The 15,801-nt window shown below is 70.6% G+C and carries 15 protein-coding genes; 13 read left to right on the top strand and 2 right to left on the bottom strand.

Translation table 11 applies throughout. The features are described 5' to 3' along the window. Position 1 precedes the first annotated feature (1 nt). Together ACFQW8_RS08435 and ACFQW8_RS08430 are read left to right on the top strand one after the other, a co-directional pair. Positions 2-331, top strand: a complete 330-nt coding sequence (locus ACFQW8_RS08435; RefSeq protein WP_380086555.1) for a DUF202 domain-containing protein — start codon at positions 2-4, stop codon at positions 329-331. A gap of 21 nt (positions 332-352) precedes the next feature. After that, positions 353-1,717 (top strand): MATE family efflux transporter, encoded by a 1,365-nt coding sequence (locus ACFQW8_RS08430; RefSeq protein ID WP_380086554.1) that lies wholly within the window; start codon positions 353-355, stop codon positions 1,715-1,717. Positions 1,718-1,743: 26 nt separating this feature from the next. Here ACFQW8_RS08430 and ACFQW8_RS08425 read toward each other — a convergent pair whose 3' ends face one another. After that, positions 1,744-3,321: a gamma-glutamyltransferase gene (locus ACFQW8_RS08425; RefSeq protein ID WP_380086553.1), complete on the bottom strand. Its 1,578-nt coding sequence runs from the start codon at positions 3,319-3,321 to the stop codon at positions 1,744-1,746. 36 nt (positions 3,322-3,357) lie between these two features. Here ACFQW8_RS08425 and ACFQW8_RS08420 point away from each other — a divergent pair, with 36 nt between their 5' ends. From ACFQW8_RS08420 to ACFQW8_RS08390, 7 genes are all read left to right on the top strand, one after another. Then, positions 3,358-4,152, top strand: coding sequence for an S-methyl-5'-thioinosine phosphorylase (locus ACFQW8_RS08420; protein ID WP_380086552.1), 795 nt, complete (start codon positions 3,358-3,360; stop codon positions 4,150-4,152). Next, on the top strand, positions 4,149-5,480 hold the full coding sequence (locus ACFQW8_RS08415; RefSeq protein ID WP_380086551.1) for an amidohydrolase family protein: 1,332 nt from the start codon (positions 4,149-4,151) through the stop codon (positions 5,478-5,480). The genes ACFQW8_RS08420 and ACFQW8_RS08415 overlap by 4 nt, the downstream gene beginning before the upstream one ends. Positions 5,481-5,482: 2 nt before the next feature. After that, positions 5,483-5,932, top strand: coding sequence for a cupin domain-containing protein (locus ACFQW8_RS08410; protein WP_380086550.1), 450 nt, complete (start codon positions 5,483-5,485; stop codon positions 5,930-5,932). A 94-nt stretch (positions 5,933-6,026) separates the two neighbouring features. Further along, complete coding sequence (locus ACFQW8_RS08405; RefSeq protein ID WP_380086548.1) at positions 6,027-7,076, top strand: BMP family ABC transporter substrate-binding protein; 1,050 nt, start codon at positions 6,027-6,029, stop codon at positions 7,074-7,076. A 156-nt stretch (positions 7,077-7,232) separates the two neighbouring features. Next, positions 7,233-8,432, top strand: coding sequence for an ABC transporter permease (locus ACFQW8_RS08400; protein WP_380086547.1), 1,200 nt, complete (start codon positions 7,233-7,235; stop codon positions 8,430-8,432). A 1-nt stretch (position 8,433) separates the two neighbouring features. Further along, entirely contained in the window at positions 8,434-9,423 is a 990-nt protein-coding gene (locus ACFQW8_RS08395; RefSeq protein WP_380086546.1) for an ABC transporter permease, read from the top strand. Between the two features lies 1 nt (position 9,424). Continuing rightward, positions 9,425-11,044, top strand: a complete 1,620-nt coding sequence (locus ACFQW8_RS08390) for an ABC transporter ATP-binding protein (protein WP_380086545.1) — start codon at positions 9,425-9,427, stop codon at positions 11,042-11,044. A 44-nt stretch (positions 11,045-11,088) separates the two neighbouring features. Here the strand turns inward: ACFQW8_RS08390 and ACFQW8_RS08385 are convergent, their stop codons facing one another. Beyond that, positions 11,089-11,418 (bottom strand): hypothetical protein, encoded by a 330-nt coding sequence (locus ACFQW8_RS08385; RefSeq protein ID WP_380086544.1) that lies wholly within the window; start codon positions 11,416-11,418, stop codon positions 11,089-11,091. Between the two features lie 110 nt (positions 11,419-11,528). Between ACFQW8_RS08385 and ACFQW8_RS08380 the strand changes: the two genes are divergently transcribed. The 4 genes from ACFQW8_RS08380 to ACFQW8_RS08365 all read left to right on the top strand — a co-directional run bounded on the left by ACFQW8_RS08380 (position 11,529) and on the right by ACFQW8_RS08365 (position 15,779). Beyond that, positions 11,529-12,428 carry an alpha/beta fold hydrolase gene (locus ACFQW8_RS08380; RefSeq protein WP_380086543.1) on the top strand — a complete coding sequence of 300 codons (900 nt, stop codon included), beginning with the start codon at positions 11,529-11,531 and terminating at the stop codon, positions 12,426-12,428. Between the two features lie 106 nt (positions 12,429-12,534). Then, positions 12,535-13,644, top strand: a complete 1,110-nt coding sequence (locus ACFQW8_RS08375) for a ferredoxin reductase (RefSeq protein WP_380086542.1) — start codon at positions 12,535-12,537, stop codon at positions 13,642-13,644. An 87-nt stretch (positions 13,645-13,731) separates the two neighbouring features. Continuing rightward, positions 13,732-15,027, top strand: coding sequence for a fatty acid desaturase family protein (locus ACFQW8_RS08370; protein WP_380086541.1), 1,296 nt, complete (start codon positions 13,732-13,734; stop codon positions 15,025-15,027). A gap of 248 nt (positions 15,028-15,275) precedes the next feature. Then, on the top strand, positions 15,276-15,779 hold the full coding sequence (locus ACFQW8_RS08365) for a DUF427 domain-containing protein (RefSeq protein WP_380086540.1): 504 nt from the start codon (positions 15,276-15,278) through the stop codon (positions 15,777-15,779). Positions 15,780-15,801 lie beyond the last annotated feature (22 nt).

Here is a 15,801-nt window from a genome sequence, read left to right as displayed (position 1 = left end):
GATGCCCGACCCCACGACACCCCGCACGGACGGCGGGTTGCAGCCCGAGCGCACGTCGCTCGCGTGGCAGCGCACCGCGATCTCGTTCGTCGCGGCGTCGCTGCTGTTCCTGCGCTGGACCACGCAGCACGGCCCCGTCGTCGGGGTCGTCGTCGCCCTCGCGGCGGCCGTCGCGACGTGGCTCTTCTTCCACACCCGCACCCGGTTGCGTCGGATCGGTCGGCTCTTCCCCGCGCCCGGACTCGAACCGGCGACGACCGAGGTCCTCGTCGTCTGCGCCGCCACCGCCACGCTCGCCGTGGCCGCGCTGTGGGTCACGCTCGCCACCTGAGTCCTCGACTAGCGTCTCGGTGTGAGCCAGACCCCTCAGGAGTCCCCCAGTCAGCACCGCGAGGTGCTGCGGCTCGCCCTTCCCGCGTTCCTGGCGCTCGTCGCCGAACCCCTCTTCCTGCTCACCGACTCCGCGATCGTCGGCCACCTCGGCACCCCTCAGCTCGCCGGCCTCGGGGTCGCGAGCGCCATGCTGCTCACGGCCGCCAACATCTTCGTCTTCCTCGCCTACGGCACGACATCGGTCGTCGCACGTCAGCTCGGTGCCGGCAACCGCGACGGCGCCATCGCCGCGGGCATCGACGGCACGTGGCTCGCCGTCGGGCTCGGCGCCGTCACCGCGGTCCTCGTGGCAACCTTCGCCGGGCCGATCTGCCAGCTCTTCGGTGCCTCGCCGGAGGCGCTCGGCCACGCCGTCACCTACCTGCGCATCAGCGCCATCTCGATCCCCGCGATGCTCGTCGTCCTGGCCACGACCGGTGTCCTGCGCGGGCTCCAGGACACCAAGACCCCGCTCATCGCGAGCGCCGCCGGCTTCACGAGCAACATCGTCCTGAACCTGCTCTTCGTCTACGGATTGGGTTGGGGCATAGCCGGATCGGCGCTCGGCACCGTCATCGCCCAGACCGGCATGGCCGCCGCCCTCGTCGCCGTGCTCATGCGCGAGGCCGCTCGCCACCACGTCACGCTGCGCGCCCACCCGGCCCGGATCCTCGGAGCGGCACGCACGGGCGTCCCCCTCCTCATCCGCACGATGGCCCTGCGGGCCGTCCTCCTCACGACCACCTGGGTCGCGGCCGGACTCGGGGACGTGCCCCTCGCGGCATACCAGGTGTCGGCCACGATCTGGTCCTTCCTCGTCTTCGCCCTCGATGCCATCGCCATCGCCGCCCAGGCCATCACCGGGCGCACCCTCGGTGCGGGTGACATCGCCCGAACCCGTTCTGCCACAACGCTGATGACCCGGTGGGGCGTCATCGGTGGAGTGGTCCTGGGCATCATCGTGCTCCTGCTCCACACGACCCTGCCGCGCCTGTTCACCAGCGACCCTGCCGTGCAGTCGGCCATCGCGGCGGCCCTCATCATCGTCGCCCTGTCGCAGCCGCTGAGCGGCTACGCCTTCGTCATCGACGGTGTCCTCATCGGGGCCGGCGACGGGCGCTGGCTGGCCCGGGCGATGCTCGTCAACCTCCTCGCCTACCTGCCGCTCATCCTCGGCGTCCACCTCATGGGCGACTGGCTCCTCGAGGACGGCAGCACGCGCGGGTCCGACAACGCCGTCACCTGGCTGTGGCTCGCCTTCACCGCGTTCATGGCGATCCGCGGGGTCCTCATGTGGGCCCGCGTCCGCACCGACCACTGGATGGTCACCGGCGCCACCCGCTGACCCCCCTGACGCCCGTGGGTGCAGGGTCAGGAGCCGGTGACGGCGACGGCGGCCTCGCGCCTGGGGTCACCGGCCGCGCGCAGCCCACCGTCACCGTCGAGGTGTGCCGCACCCACCCCGCCGAAGTACATGGACAGGGCCCCGTGGTCGAGCCCGGTCAGGCCGGCGCGGTCCACGGCGGCAGCGAGGTCGGCGCTGGCCTCGTGCTCGACCACCGGCTCGCCCGATGCCCCGAACCGCACGTGCATGCGCGGCGCCCGGATCGCGACGTCGAGGTCGGCCCCGCCCAGGCAGAGCTGCGACAGGACCTGCATGAGCGCGGTCGTGATGCGGTCGGCGCCGGGCGAACCCACGGCCAGCACTCGCCCATCCGCAGCCCGAGCGATCGTCGGCGCCATGTTGGACGCCAGCCGCGTCCCTGGCGTGAGCGCGTGCAGCCCCAGCCGGTTGAGCTCCGGCTCGCCGAGCGCGTTGTTGAGGAGCAGCCCCGTCCCGGGGATCGTCACGCCCGACCCGTAGCCGCTCGACATCGTCACGGCGCACGCCAGCCCGTGCGAGTCGATCGCCGAGATGTGGGCGGTCGAGGACGACGTCGGCAGCCCGGCCAGACCGTGACGGTCGACAGCCGCGAGGAGCGCGTGCCCGTCGGCGCCGAGGTCGCGCGAGACGTCGTGGACCTTGACGCGATAGGCGAGCACCGCGCGCTGGATCCGCAGGACGTCGTCCCAGGTGGGGCCGGCACCGGCGTGTCCCGTCCCCGACCGTCCAACTGGGTGGGCTCGGGACGTGCGCTCGAGCTCGGCGAGCATCACGGCCAGCAGCGGTCCCCCGACCGACGGCGGCGGGTTGACCGCGACGTCCCAGTCGCCGAGCGTGCGCCGCACCGGTTCGCGGACCACCACCTCGTATGCCGCGAGGTCGGCCTCCGTGACCAGCCCACCGTGCGCTGCCATCTCGGCCGCGAGCGCCCGGCCGAGCTCTCCCGTCGTGAGGATCGAGGCACCCGCCCGCGCCACCTCGTCCAGCACCGCGGCGAGGTCGGGGTTGCGCGCGAGATCACCTGCGACAAAGGGGGATCCGTCAGTGCGCCGGGTCAGCAGCCGGGCGCCGTCGTCGTGGCCGAAGAGCGGGTCGGCGACGAGCGCGAGGTAGCGCGACGCGGCCCCTCCGATGGGATAGCCGTCCCGGCACACTCCCGCGGCCGGAGCCACGACGGACCCCCACGGCTGGGACCCGAACCGCGCCACGGCCAGCTCGCACGCGGAGAGGGCGCCGGGAACGGCGACCGAGCCGTGACCGGCATACATCGTCACACCGCCGCCATAGGTCGTGACGACCTCGCGCACTCCCCCGCCGAACGCCTCATGGGCCAGCCCCAGCCCCGGCATCACGACGTTGCCGTCGAGGACGACGGGCGAGCCCGACGCCGGCCACACCGTGACGAAGGCACCACCTGCGAGGCTGACGATCCCGGGCTCACTGCTCATGGCCGTGATCGCCGCGGCGATGGCGGCGTCGACCGCGTTGCCGCCGTCAGCGACGACCTGCTGGCCGGCACCGAGCGAGGCGGGCCCCGTCGCCGCGATCGCCACCTGCCTGCTCATGCGAGGCATCCTCGCACCACCGGTACGGTGGCGCCCGTGAGCCTCCAGCCTCTGGGAATCATCGCCGGCACCGGCTTCTACGACCTCGACGCGCTCGACGACGCGCACAGCCAGACGGTCGACACGGCATACGGACAGACGTCCGTGACCCGGGGATCGTGGCACGGCCAGCCCGTCGTCTTCGTCACGCGGCACGGAGCCGGACACGACGTGCCGCCGCACCGCGTCAACTACCGCGCGATCATCCGGGCGTTGGCCGACCTCGGCGTCCGCGACGTCCTCGCGGTCAACGTCACCGGCGGCATCGACCCGGACCTCGAGGCCGGAGAGCTCGTCTGCATCGACGACTTCCTCGACTTCACCCGGCTGCGCAGCTCGACGTTCCACGACGGCGAGGGCCCTGAGGGGGTCGTGCACACCGACGTGACGACGGCCTACGACCCGGGCCTGCGCCGCGAGCTCCTCGAGGCGGCGAGCTCGATCGGCCAACCCGTCATCGACGGTGGTGTCTACGTCTGCTTCGACGGGCCGCGCTTCGAGTCGCCCGCCGAGATCAGGCTCGCCGCCCTGGCCGGCGGCACTGTCGCCGGCATGACCGGCGTGCCCGAGGTGACCCTCGCCGCCGAAGCAGGACTCCGGTATGCCGCCCTCAGCCTGGTCGTGAACCCTGCGGCCGGCGTCCGGCCGGGTGAGCCGATCACGATGGAGGAGATCGCGGCGGTGCTCGAGGTGGGTGCACCCAAGGTGCTCGCCGTGCTCGACGAGCTGGTCCACACGCGGTCGGTATTCGCGGCCGACGACACCGATGCCGGCCACGGAGACCACGGATGAGTCGAGTCGTCCTGCGGAACCTCGCCCTCGTGGTGACGGTGGACCCCGACGACACGGTGCTGCACGACGTCTCGATCGCGGTCGAGGACGGAGTCATCACCGAGATCGGCGCCGTGGCCGCGGGTGACGATCACGTGGTCGACGGCCGGGGTCGCCTCGCGCTACCGGGACTCGTCAACCTGCACACCCACCTGCCGATGACGCTGCTGCGCGGGATCGCCGAGGGCGTGGACCTTCAGGGGTTCCTGACGCGGGTGTGGGCGGCCGAGGGCGCAGTGATGGACCCTGAGACGGTCGAGCTCGGCGCGACGCTCGGAGCCCTCGAGTCCCTTCTCGGCGGGTGCACCACCCAGCTCGACATGTACTTCCACCACGAGGCCGCCCACCGTGGGGCCGTGGCCGCGGGCTCGCGACACGTGGGTGGGCCGACCTTCTTCGACGGCCCCGGTCCGGACGGGTTGGAGTGGGAGGAGCGGATCGCCGGGCTGCGCGCCTGGCCGGAGGCCCTGCGTGCGACCGGCGGACCCGAGGTGCCGGTGGCGGCGATGCCGCACAGTACCTATACGTGTTCGGTCGAGCACCTCGCCGAGGTGGCGACGGTCCTGGGCGAGGTGACTTCCCGGGGCGTCCTGCACACCCATGTCTCCGAGAACGCCGCCGAGAACGCCGACACCCAGGCCCGCTTCGGCGCCACCCCGACGAAGCTGCTCGACCGCGCCGGCGCCCTGACCGGACCGGCCCGCGTGGTGTTCGGGCACGGCGTGCACCTCACCGGGTCCGACCGGGCCACCGCGGCCGCTGCCGGCGTCACCGTCGCCCACTGCCCCGGCTCCAACCTCAAGCTCGCCTCCGGCGCACTGGACTGGCAGCGATGGCGAGCGGACGGCATACATCTCGGTATCGGCACCGACGGGTGCGCATCCTCCAACGACCTCGACGTGTGGCAGGCCATGCGGCAGGCCGCGCACCTCGCGGCGCTCACGTCGGGTGATCCGGCCGTCGACGCGACCCAGATCCTGCGCGCGGCCACCATCGACGGCGCCCGGGCCGTCGGCATGGACGACCTCGTCGGCAGCATCGAGGTCGGCAAACGCGCCGACCTCGTCCTCGTCGACCTCGAGCAGCCGCACCTCACACCGGTCCACGACGTGCCCGCGCTGCTCGTCCACGCGGCGGGGAGGGGCGATGTCACCGACGTTCTCGTCGATGGCAGGATCGTCGTCAGCGAGCGCCGCAGCACGCAGGTGGACGCGCGTGACCTCCTCGAGAGGAGTCGCGCCAGGGCTCGCGACGCAGCAGCCGCCGTCCTCGCAGTCCAGGAAGCCTGACCATGCGCACAGCCGAGCAGATCATCGCCGAGCTCACGATGCAGCCCATCCCCGGCGAGGGCGCCTGGTTCGTCGAGGGTCCGCGCACGCAGGAGCTCTCCTCGATCCTCGTCCTCTTGACCTCCGAGGCCGACGGCTTCTCCGCGATGCACCGGCTCGAGGTCGACGAGGGCTGGCAGTGGCTCGAGGGCGCACCGGCCGCGCTGCTCCGCCTCAAGGAGAGCCCACGCCGCAACCACGGCACGCTCACCCTGCTCAGTGAGCAGCGCCGTCAGCTGCTCGTGCGCCGAGGTGTCTGGCAGGGCGCCGCGACGATGGGCGAGTGGACCCTGCTGTCCTGCTGGTGCAGCCCCGCCTATCGGCCGAAGCACTTCACCCTCGGGAACCGTGACCACCTCACCGGGGCGTTTCCCGGGTATGCCGCGGAGATCGCCGCGCTGACCCGCCAGTAACGACCCTGCAACGGCCCTCGGCAACCCGGTCTCAATGCCCGGTCCGTGCGGCTACCATTCGGGGGCATCCTGCACACCCCCAAGGAGTATCCCTATGAAGGCCAAGCCTTTCCTCATCGCGGCTCCCGCCGCCCTCGCGCTCGCCCTCGCCGGTTGTGGCGGCAGCACCGGTGACACCGGCTCCGGCGGCGGCTCGGCAGCCCCCAAGGACTGCTCCTCGGCGGACGTGTTCTGCATCGGTCTCGTCACCGACAAGGGCACCATCGACGACAAGTCCTTCAACCAGGCCGCCTGGGAGGGCGTCGAGGCCCTGAAGGGCGACGGTGTCCAGACGAAGTACGTCGAGACCAAGGACTCCAAGGACTACCCGGCGAACATCAAGCAGTTCACCGACCAGAAGTACGACGCGATCGTCACCGTCGGCTTCCTCATGGGTGAGGCCACGGTCACTGCGGCCAAGGCCAACCCCACGGTCAAGTTCGTGGGTGTCGACCAGTTCCAGGACGAGGCCGCCACCGCGCCCAACGTCACCGGCCTGATCTTCCCCGAGGCCAACGCCGGCTACGCCGCCGGCTACCTCGCCGGTCTCATGACCAAGACGAGCAAGATCGGCATCGTCCTCGGCGAGGAGATCCCCCCGACGGCCGCCTACGCCAAGGGCTACGAGCTCGGTTCCAAGGCCGCGAACCCCAAGATCTCGGTCGCGAAGGTCTACCACCCCGCCGGGCCCAACGCCTTCTCCGACTCCCCGTGGGGCGCCGGCGAGGCCAAGAAGATGCTTGCGCAGGGCGCGGACATCATCTTCGGCGCGGGCGGCGGCACCGGCAACGGAGCCCTCGGCGAGGTCGCCAAGACCTCGGGCGCCGGCACGAAGCTCTACTGCATCGGTGTCGACATCGACCAGTGGGACACCGTCCCGGAGGCGCAGCCGTGCCTCGTGACCTCGGCCGAGAAGAAGCTCGTCGAGGGCACCACCGACTTGCTCAAGCAGGCCAAGGACGGCTCCATCAAGGGCGGCAACTTCCTTGGCAAGACCGGCCTGGCCGAGTACCACGACTTCGACTCGAAGATCCCGGCCGACGTCAAGACCAAGGTCGAGGACGTCGTCAAGAAGCTCGAGGACGGCAGCCTCAAGGTCGCCTGACCGACGCCCGACTGCACGCTCCGTCGCGTCGTGGCGGTGACGCGCGAACCCTCGGTTCGTGACCGCTCGTCCGCTACAGTCCGAGCATGCTTCCGACGGAACGGGTGCCCTCTCCGGAGGGCACCCGTTCCTCCGTTCCGACATCACCGGAGAGTCATGGCTGACCCCGACCACCCGCCGGCGAAGGGCACGCCTGCCGACGCCAGCGGCGCGCCCGCGAAGGCCCCGGCCGACGCGCCCGCGGTCCCCGTCGTCGCCGAGCGCGGCGCCCCGCCGCCCCCCACCGGGCTGCTCGGCTTCCTCGTCCGTCACCAGGCGATCGTCGTGCCGATCCTCGCGGTCGTGCTGGCGTTCGCCATCGGGGCGATCCTCATCCGGGCACAGGGGTTCAACCCGACCTACGCCTACCAGCGGCTGTTCCAGCGCTCCTTCCTCACCGAGGGCGGGCTGCTCGCGACGCTGCAGAAGACGACGCCGCTCATCCTCGTCGGCCTCGCCGTCGCGATCCCGCTCAAGGTGGGCCTGTTCAACATCGGCGCCCAGGGCCAGCTCATGGCCGGCAGCATCGGGGCCGCGTGGCTGGCCTACTCCCTGCGCGGATTGCCCGCGCCGCTCCTGATCATCGTCTGTGTGGTCGTGGGCCTGCTCTTCGGAGCGATGTGGGCCTCGATCGCCGCGCTGCTCAAGACGACCCGCGGCGTGCACGAGGTCATCTCGACGATCATGCTCAACTCGATCGCCGTCGGCCTCATCGACTGGCTCATCAACGGTGGGCCTTTGGCCGACACCAGCCAGGTCTTCCCCACCACCCACGCGGTGGCCGAGGGTGCCCGGCTCACACCGCTCGGCGTGCTCCCATGGGGTCTGCCCGTGGCCCTGCTCCTCGCGGTCCTCGTCGCGTGGATGCTCAAGAGGACCACGCTCGGCTTCGAGCTGCAGACCGTGGGCCGCAACCGCTTCGCCGCCGGCTACGCCGGGATCTCCACCACGAAGGCGACGATCATCGCCATGGCCACCTCGGGCGCCCTCGCCGGCCTCGCCGGGACGCTCGAGCTCTTCCAGATCGAGCCCTACCGCTACCAGAGCGGCATCGCCGGCAGCCTCGGCTTCGACGGCATCACCATCGCCCTGCTCGCCCGGGGCAACCCGCTCGGCACCATCCCGGCCGCACTCCTCGTCGGCGCGATGAGAGCCGGCGCCCCGAGCCTGCAGTTCGAGCTCGGCATCCGCCCCGAGGTCGTCGACGTCCTCCTCGCCATCACCCTCCTGATGGTCTCGCTCCCGGTCATCGCGAAGTGGATCTTCCGACGGCACGCGGCCAAACAGACCCAGCTCGCCGGAAGCTGGGGGTCCTGACATGCAGTGGTTCCTCCGCAACAAGATCTGGGCGAGCACCGCCCTCCTCGTCCTCGTCGCGGCCTACGCGTTCTACTTCGTGAACTCCAACATCGCGGTCTCGATGTTCTCCTACGCCTGGTTCCTCGCCGTGCCGCTCGTCCTCGGCGCCATGGTCGGCGTCATAGGTGAGCGCTCGGGTGTGGTCAACATCGGCATCGAGGGCCAGATGCTCGTGGGTGCGTTCGCCGCCTTCTTCGCGGCGGCGGCGACCCAGTCGGTCGTCATCGGTGTCATCGCCGGCGCGCTGTCCGGCATCGCGATGGGCGCCTTCCTCGCGTTCTCGACGGTGGTCGGCCAGCTCGACCAGATCATCGCCGGTGTCGTCATCAACATCGTCGCCACCGGCATCACGTCGTTCTACTACGAGTCCGGCAAGACGATCCCGCGCGGCCTGCCCAACTTCGACGTGCCCCTGCTGTCGAGCATCCCGCTCATCGGGCCGGTCTTCTTCTCGGACGGGCCGATCGCGCTCTTCGCCCTCGTGATCGCGTTCACCCTCCACTTCCTCCTCTTCAAGACGCGGTGGGGCCTGCGGACACGGGCCGTCGGGGAGTACCCGTCAGCGGCCGACACCGCCGGGATCAACGTCATCGGCCTCCGCCTGTTCAACGTCACGGTGGCCGGGACGCTGGCGGGCATCGCCGGCACCTACCTCTCCATGGAGGCCACGAGCACCTTCGAGCGGGACATGAGCTCCGGCCGAGGCTTCCTCGCCTTGGCCATCCTCATCTTCGGTGCGTGGCGGCCGATGCGCGCCCTGGCCGCTGCGCTGTTCTTCGGCTTCATGTCGGCGTCCGCCTCGCAGCTGCAGGCCAGCAACGTCGTCGACATCCCCCAGCAGTTCATCAACCTGCTGCCCTACGTGCTGACCCTCGTCGTGCTCGCCGCGGCCGCGGGACGGGTCCGTGCACCGGGCGCCGTGGGGCAACCGTTCGTGAAGGGTGACTGACATGGCGACCACAGCTTCTGACCCGGCATCGACGGGTGCGACGGACGCGAGTGGCGAGCGGGCGGCATACGCCAGCACCGCCGCAGGCGGCCGCGAGACCCTGCTCGAGATCGAGGGCCTGTCCAAGTCCTTCGGCACGGTCCACGCCAACCAGGACATCTCGCTGCGGGTCGACCGCGGCGAGATCGTCGCCCTCCTGGGTGAGAACGGCGCCGGCAAGTCGACGCTGGTCAAGCAGATCTTCGGTCTGATGACTCCCGACGCCGGCACGATCACCATCAAGGGTGACTCGAGCCGGGTCAAGGACCCCAAGGACGCCATCCGCCGGGGCATCGGCATGGTGCACCAGCACTTCCAGCTCGTCCCCGTCATGACCGTCGCCGAGAACCTCATGCTCGGCCACGAGAGCACCAAGGGTGTGGTGCTCGACCTCGACGGAGCGCGCGAGATGGTGCGGGAGCTGTCGGCCAGGCACAAGCTCGAGGTCGACCCCGATGCCGAGGTGGAGGACCTGCCCGTCGGCACCCAGCAGCGCGTCGAGATCCTCAAGGCACTCTCTCGTCGGGTGGATCTGCTCATCCTCGACGAGCCGACCGCGGTGCTCACCCCTCAGGAGACCGACGAGCTGCTCGGGGTCATGCGCGATCTGGCCGCCGGGGGGACGTCGATCGTCTTCATCACCCACAAGCTGCGTGAGGTGCTGGCTGCAGCCGACCGCTGCTACGTCCTGCGCCAGGGCAAGGTCGTCGGCGGGTTCGACGACCTCACCAGCACGACGACGAGCGACCTCGCCTCGATGATGGTCGGGCGCGAGGTCGTCCTGCGCATCGACAAGGCCGAGGCCACGCCGGCCGAGACCGTCCTCTCGATCAAGGGCCTCGAGGTGCGCGACGACCGTGGGCTCGGCGCCGTCAACGGGTTCGACCTCGAGGTGCGCGCCGGCGAGATCGTCGGCCTCGCCGGTGTCGAGGGCAACGGCCAGCGCGAGCTCGTCGAGTCCATCGCCGGCATGCGGCCCTCGGTCGCCGGTTCGGTGCACCTCGGCTCGGGGAAGGACTCCGTCGACATCACGAAGTCCAACGCCCGCGACACCAACAACGCCGGTGTCGGGCACGTGCCCGAGGACCGCGAGAAGCACGGCATCGTCGGGGGCTGGTCGATCGCCGACAACCTCGTCCTCAACCGCTACGACGAGGCGCCGTTCGCCAAGGGTTTCATCCGCGACTTCGGCGCCGTGCGTGAGCACGCGGTCGAGCTGCGCGAGGAGTTCGACATCCGCTCGCCCAACGTCGAGGCCCCGGCCGGGTCGCTCTCCGGCGGCAACAAGCAGAAGGTCGTCGTCGCCCGCGAGATGTCGGCCAAGCCACGACTGCTCATGGCCGCGCAGCCCACCCGCGGGGTCGACGTCGGCTCGATCGAGTTCATCCACCGGCGCATCGTCGAGGCCCGCGACGAGGGCGCCGGCGTGCTGCTCGTCTCGGCCGAGCTCGACGAGATCCTCTCGCTCTCGGACCGGATCGCGGTGATCCACGGCGGCAAGGTCGTCGCCGAGATCGACGGCAAGGACGCCGACCGCACCGAGATCGGCCGACTCATGGCCGGCGACTCCGACTCCCATTGACGGGTAACGCTGACGGGTGCGCCTGACGGGTCAAAGCTGACGGGTCAGCGGCACTCCTGGGCGAGCTTCGCGAGCGCGGACTCCGGTGGGGTGCCGTCGGATGCGGCGACGTCCTCGGCTGCGGTGAGCAGCTCGGACTCCAGACCCAGGCCCTGGGCGAGGTCGATGGCAGAGCCGAGGGTGGCTCGGTCGGCGTCGTTGAGGTTGTTGTCGGCGACGAGCGGACACACGGTGCCACGGAGCTGGCGCAGGGCCGACTCCTTGGCCTCGGACGTGGCCGCGGACGCCGCGTCGGAGGCGACGTCCTCGGCCGCCTGACAACCGCCGAGCAGGGCGGCGCCGGCGAGGAGGGTGACGGCGAGGTGACGGGTCATGCGCGGCAGTGTTCCAGCGTTTCCTGAGCCGGGGCTGAACGTCGCGATGCGCCACCCTCCCTCTCACGCAAGGCTTCTCACGCGTGGCCGGGACTGACAGGGTGGGGACCATGACGACCTCCCCTCCGGACGTGCGGACCTCCACCCTCGAGCTGCCCGAGGTGGACCTCGTCCACGACGTGCGCGGCCCGCTGCCGAGCGCCGACGGACGGCCGCCCCTGCTCATGATCGGGCAGCCGATGTGCGCCGACGGGTTCGAGGCGTTGGCACTCGAGCTTCCTGACCGGACGGTCGTCACCTATGACCCGCGCGGTCTCGGCCGCAGCACGACGCGGCGGGACGGCCGCACCGACCAGAACCCCGACGACCAGACGGCTGACCTCCACGCCCTCGTCGGGCACCTCGGCGCCGGCCCCGTCGACCTGTTCGCGAGCAGCGGCGGCGCCGTGACGGCACTGCACTGGGCAGCCACCCACCCCGAGGACCTCGCCACGGTCGTGGCGCACGAACCCCCCGCGATCTGGGCCCTGCCCGACGCCGAAGCAGTCGAGCGCGCCTCCGCTGAGGTCGGCGCGGCCTATGCCGAGCGCGGCTTCGGCGCGGGCATGGCGGCCTTCATCAGGATGACGAGCTGGCAGGGCGAGTTCACCGGCGACTACTTCGCTCAGCCGCCCGCCGACCCGGCGCAGTTCGGGCTGCCCACCGAGGACGACGGCTCCCGCGACGACCCGCTGCTCTCCGACAGCTCGGACGCCGTGACCTCGAGCCGGCCGGACCTCGACGCCTTGAAGGGCGGCTCACCGCGGCTCGTCCTCGCCGCCGGCGAGGAGACCGGGGAGGCGATCACGGCGCGCACCACACGCGGCATCGCCGCCGAGCTCGGGCTCCCCGTCACGACCTTCCCGGGCGGTCACGGCGGGTTCGCCAGCGCCGAGGGTCCGTGGCCCGGCAGGTCGGTCGAGTTCGGCGCTCGGCTCGCCGAAGTGCTTGCGAGTGACGTCCGCGCCTGACGCCGCAACCCGTGTTCGTCGCAGGCGCGACCCTCTGCGTCCGGGGTGCCTCAACTCACTACCTACGGACTAGTAAGTTACGTAGGCGTAGGTTACGCTGGCGTACGTGACCGCAACCTTGAACCGCACCGCTCCGAGCCAGCGCACCCCGCGACTCGCCGGTCTCTTCGACGGAGCCCGCAAGGTCGCCCATGCGCTCGCCAGTCCCCTCGTGCCGGCCGACTACCTCGACCTCATCGACCCGATGCGCGCCGGCGCCGACCTGCGCGGTCGCATCGTGTCCGTCACCGCCGAGACCGCCGACGCGGCGACGATCACGATCCGTCCCGGTCGCGGTTGGGCCGGCCACCGTCCGGGGCAGTACATCCGCGTCGGCATCGACGTCGACGGCGTCCGCCACTGGCGCGCCTACTCGCTCACGCACCGCGCTGACAGCGGCGACGGCCTCATCAGCATCACGACCAAGGCGATCCACGACGGCAAGGTGAGCAACCAGCTCGTGCGCGCCACCGCTCCCGGCACCCTCGTCATGCTCGACCAGGCGACGGGCGACTTCACCCTTCCGCAGACCCTGCCGGCCAAGGCGCTCTTCCTCACGGCCGGCTCCGGCATCACCCCCGTCATCGGCATGCTGCGCAACCACCTCGGCGAGCTCCCTGACGTCGCGCACATCCACTGCGCACCGACCGAGGCCGATGTCATCTTCCGTGAGGAGCTCCGGGGGTATGCCGCCGCGAGCCGGCTCACGCTGCACGAGAACCACGACGACGTGGCCGGGATCTTCGACCTCGCCTCCCTGGACCGGCTCGTGCCGGACTGGCGTGAGCGCGAGGTGTGGGTCTGCGGTCCGACCGGCCTGCTCGATGCTGCCGAGTCCCACTGGGAGAGCGCCGGACTCGCGGGCCGTCTGCACGTCGAGCGCTTCCGTCCCAGCGTGGTCGAGCCCGGCGAGGGTGGCACCGTGACCTTCGCCCAGAGCAACGTCACCCTCGACGCCGATGGTGGCACCCCGATCCTCGACGCCGGCGAAGCCGCTGGTGTCCTCATGCCGAGCGGCTGCCGCATGGGCATCTGCTTCGGCTGCGTCGTCACCATGCGTGAGGGATCCGTGCGCGACCTGCGCAGCGGCGACATCACGTCCGGTGAGGACGGCGAGAACGTGAAGATCCAGACCTGCGTCAGCGCCGTCGCCGGTCGCTGCGACATCGAACTCTGACCCCAAGACCCAGCCTTGTGTGTATGAGGCCACGCCAGGGCGTGGGCTCATACACACAAGGCAAAGAGTGAAGGAGCTGAACACAGCATGACCCTCGCCCCCGAACGCACCCAGACCCGCAGCGCCAGCGTGAACTCGCGGTTGCGCGTCACGAGCGCCGAGCCGCGTCCGCAGCGCCCCGAGTTCAAGAAGTCCGGCAAGCCCAACCCGGCCGCCCACCTCTCCCCCGAGCAGATCGAGGAGATCGGCCGCGAGCTCGACGCGCTCCGCGCCGAGGTGATGGACTCCCGCGGAGCCGCCGACGCGGCATACATCCGCAAGGTCATCGCGGTCCAGCGCTACCTCGAGATGGGCAGCCGCGCCGCACTCCTCTTCTCCGGCGTGAAGTACAGGGGTGTCCGCCCCATGTGGTGGCTCGGCACGGCCGGCCTGTCCGTCGCCAAGATCCTCGAGAACATGGAGATCGGGCACAACGTCATGCACGGGCAGTGGGACTGGATGCGTGACCCCAAGATCCACTCGACCGCCTGGGAGTGGGACAACGCCAGCCCGGCGAGCCAGTGGAAGCACAGCCACAACGAGATCCACCACACCTTCACCAACGTGCTCGGTCGCGACAACGACCTCGGCTACGGCATCCTGCGCGTCGACGAGGACCAGAAGTGGGCGCTGTTCTACCTCTTCCAGCCGATCTGGCACGTCGTCAACGCGCTCATCTTCGAGTACTCCATCGCGGCCTACGACCTCGAGCTCGGCGGCTACCTCGCCAAGAAGAACCGGATGAGCGAGGAGGAGAAGGCGCAGTTCCGCAAGAACGCCCAGGAGACCCTGGCCAAGATCAAGCGCCAGGCGACCAAGGACTACGTCGTGCACCCCGCGATGGCGACGGCGACCTTCACCGGCTCCACCCGGCACACCCTCACGGCCAACATCGTGGCCAACCTGGTCCGCAACGTCTGGACCAACACGATCATCATCTGCGGTCACTTCCCGCCCGGCATCGAGACCTTCGAGAAGACCTCGATCGAGGGCGAGACGCGCGGCGAGTGGTACCTCCGCCAGATGCTCGGCTCGGGCAACATCCGCGGCTCCAAGGCGATGCACGTGATGTCCGGCAACCTCAGCCACCAGATCGAGCACCACCTCTTCCCGGACATGCCGAGCAACCGCTACGCCGAGATCGCGCCGAGGATCCGCGACCTCATGGAGCGCAACGACCTCAAGTACGTCACCGGCACGCTCGCCAAGCAGGTCGGCGGCGTCTACTGGAAGGTCGTCGAGCTGTCGCTCCCGCCCAAGCGCGAGGGCACGACGCGTCGCGCGACGATCCTGCGCGCCGCCAAGAAGGCGCTCAGGACGAAGTCGAGCGGCCGCCGCTACTGACTCTTCGGTCAGCTGTCGCGAGGTCCCGCACCACGGCGTATGCCGTCCGGTGCGGGACCTTCGTCGTGTTGCGAGGCGTCCCCAACGTCCAAGTGGGTGCGTGAGGGACAGAGACCCCGGTATGCCGCTCGCTCGAGCCCCGTGGGACGCGACCGGGCCTGCCCGTCACGGCGACCTATCCTGAACGAGCCTGCCAGCTGGCAGCGGCGACCGGAAGGCACGATGATGGCGGCGTTCGAGGGCACTTCATGAGTCGGTCGTGGCCCGAACTGGACGTTCCCGGGCCGGGGCAGGAGTCGGTGTGGGACTACCCCCGTCCCCCACGGGTCGAGCCGACCAGCGAGCTGGTGCAGATCCGCCTGGGTGGTGAGGTCGTTGCCCGCTCCACGAGGACTCTGCGCGTCCTGGAGACGAGCCACCCGCCGACCTACTACGTGCCGATGGCTGACTTCGCCGACGGTGCGCTGCGTCGTGCTCAGGGCTCGAGCTGGTGCGAGTTCAAGGGCACCGCAGCCTATTTCGACGTCGTCGGGGGTGGGGCAGTCGCGCGCAGCGCGGCATGGACCTACCCCGACCCGACGCCCGGCTTCGAGACTCTGCTGGACCACGTCGCCGTCATGCCTGCGGCCATGGACGAGTGCCGCGTCGACGACGAGGTGGTCACCCCGCAGGAGGGCGGCTTCTATGGCGGCTGGATCACGAGCAGGGTCGTCGGACCGTTCAAGGGCGGGCCGGGCTCCCGCTTCTGGTGACCGTCAGCCGGCGCCGACCGAC

This window comes from Knoellia altitudinis, from assembly GCF_042666355.1.
Classification (GTDB): domain Bacteria; phylum Actinomycetota; class Actinomycetes; order Actinomycetales; family Dermatophilaceae; genus Knoellia; species Knoellia altitudinis.
This window is presented reverse-complemented; position numbering and strand designations above follow the sequence as displayed.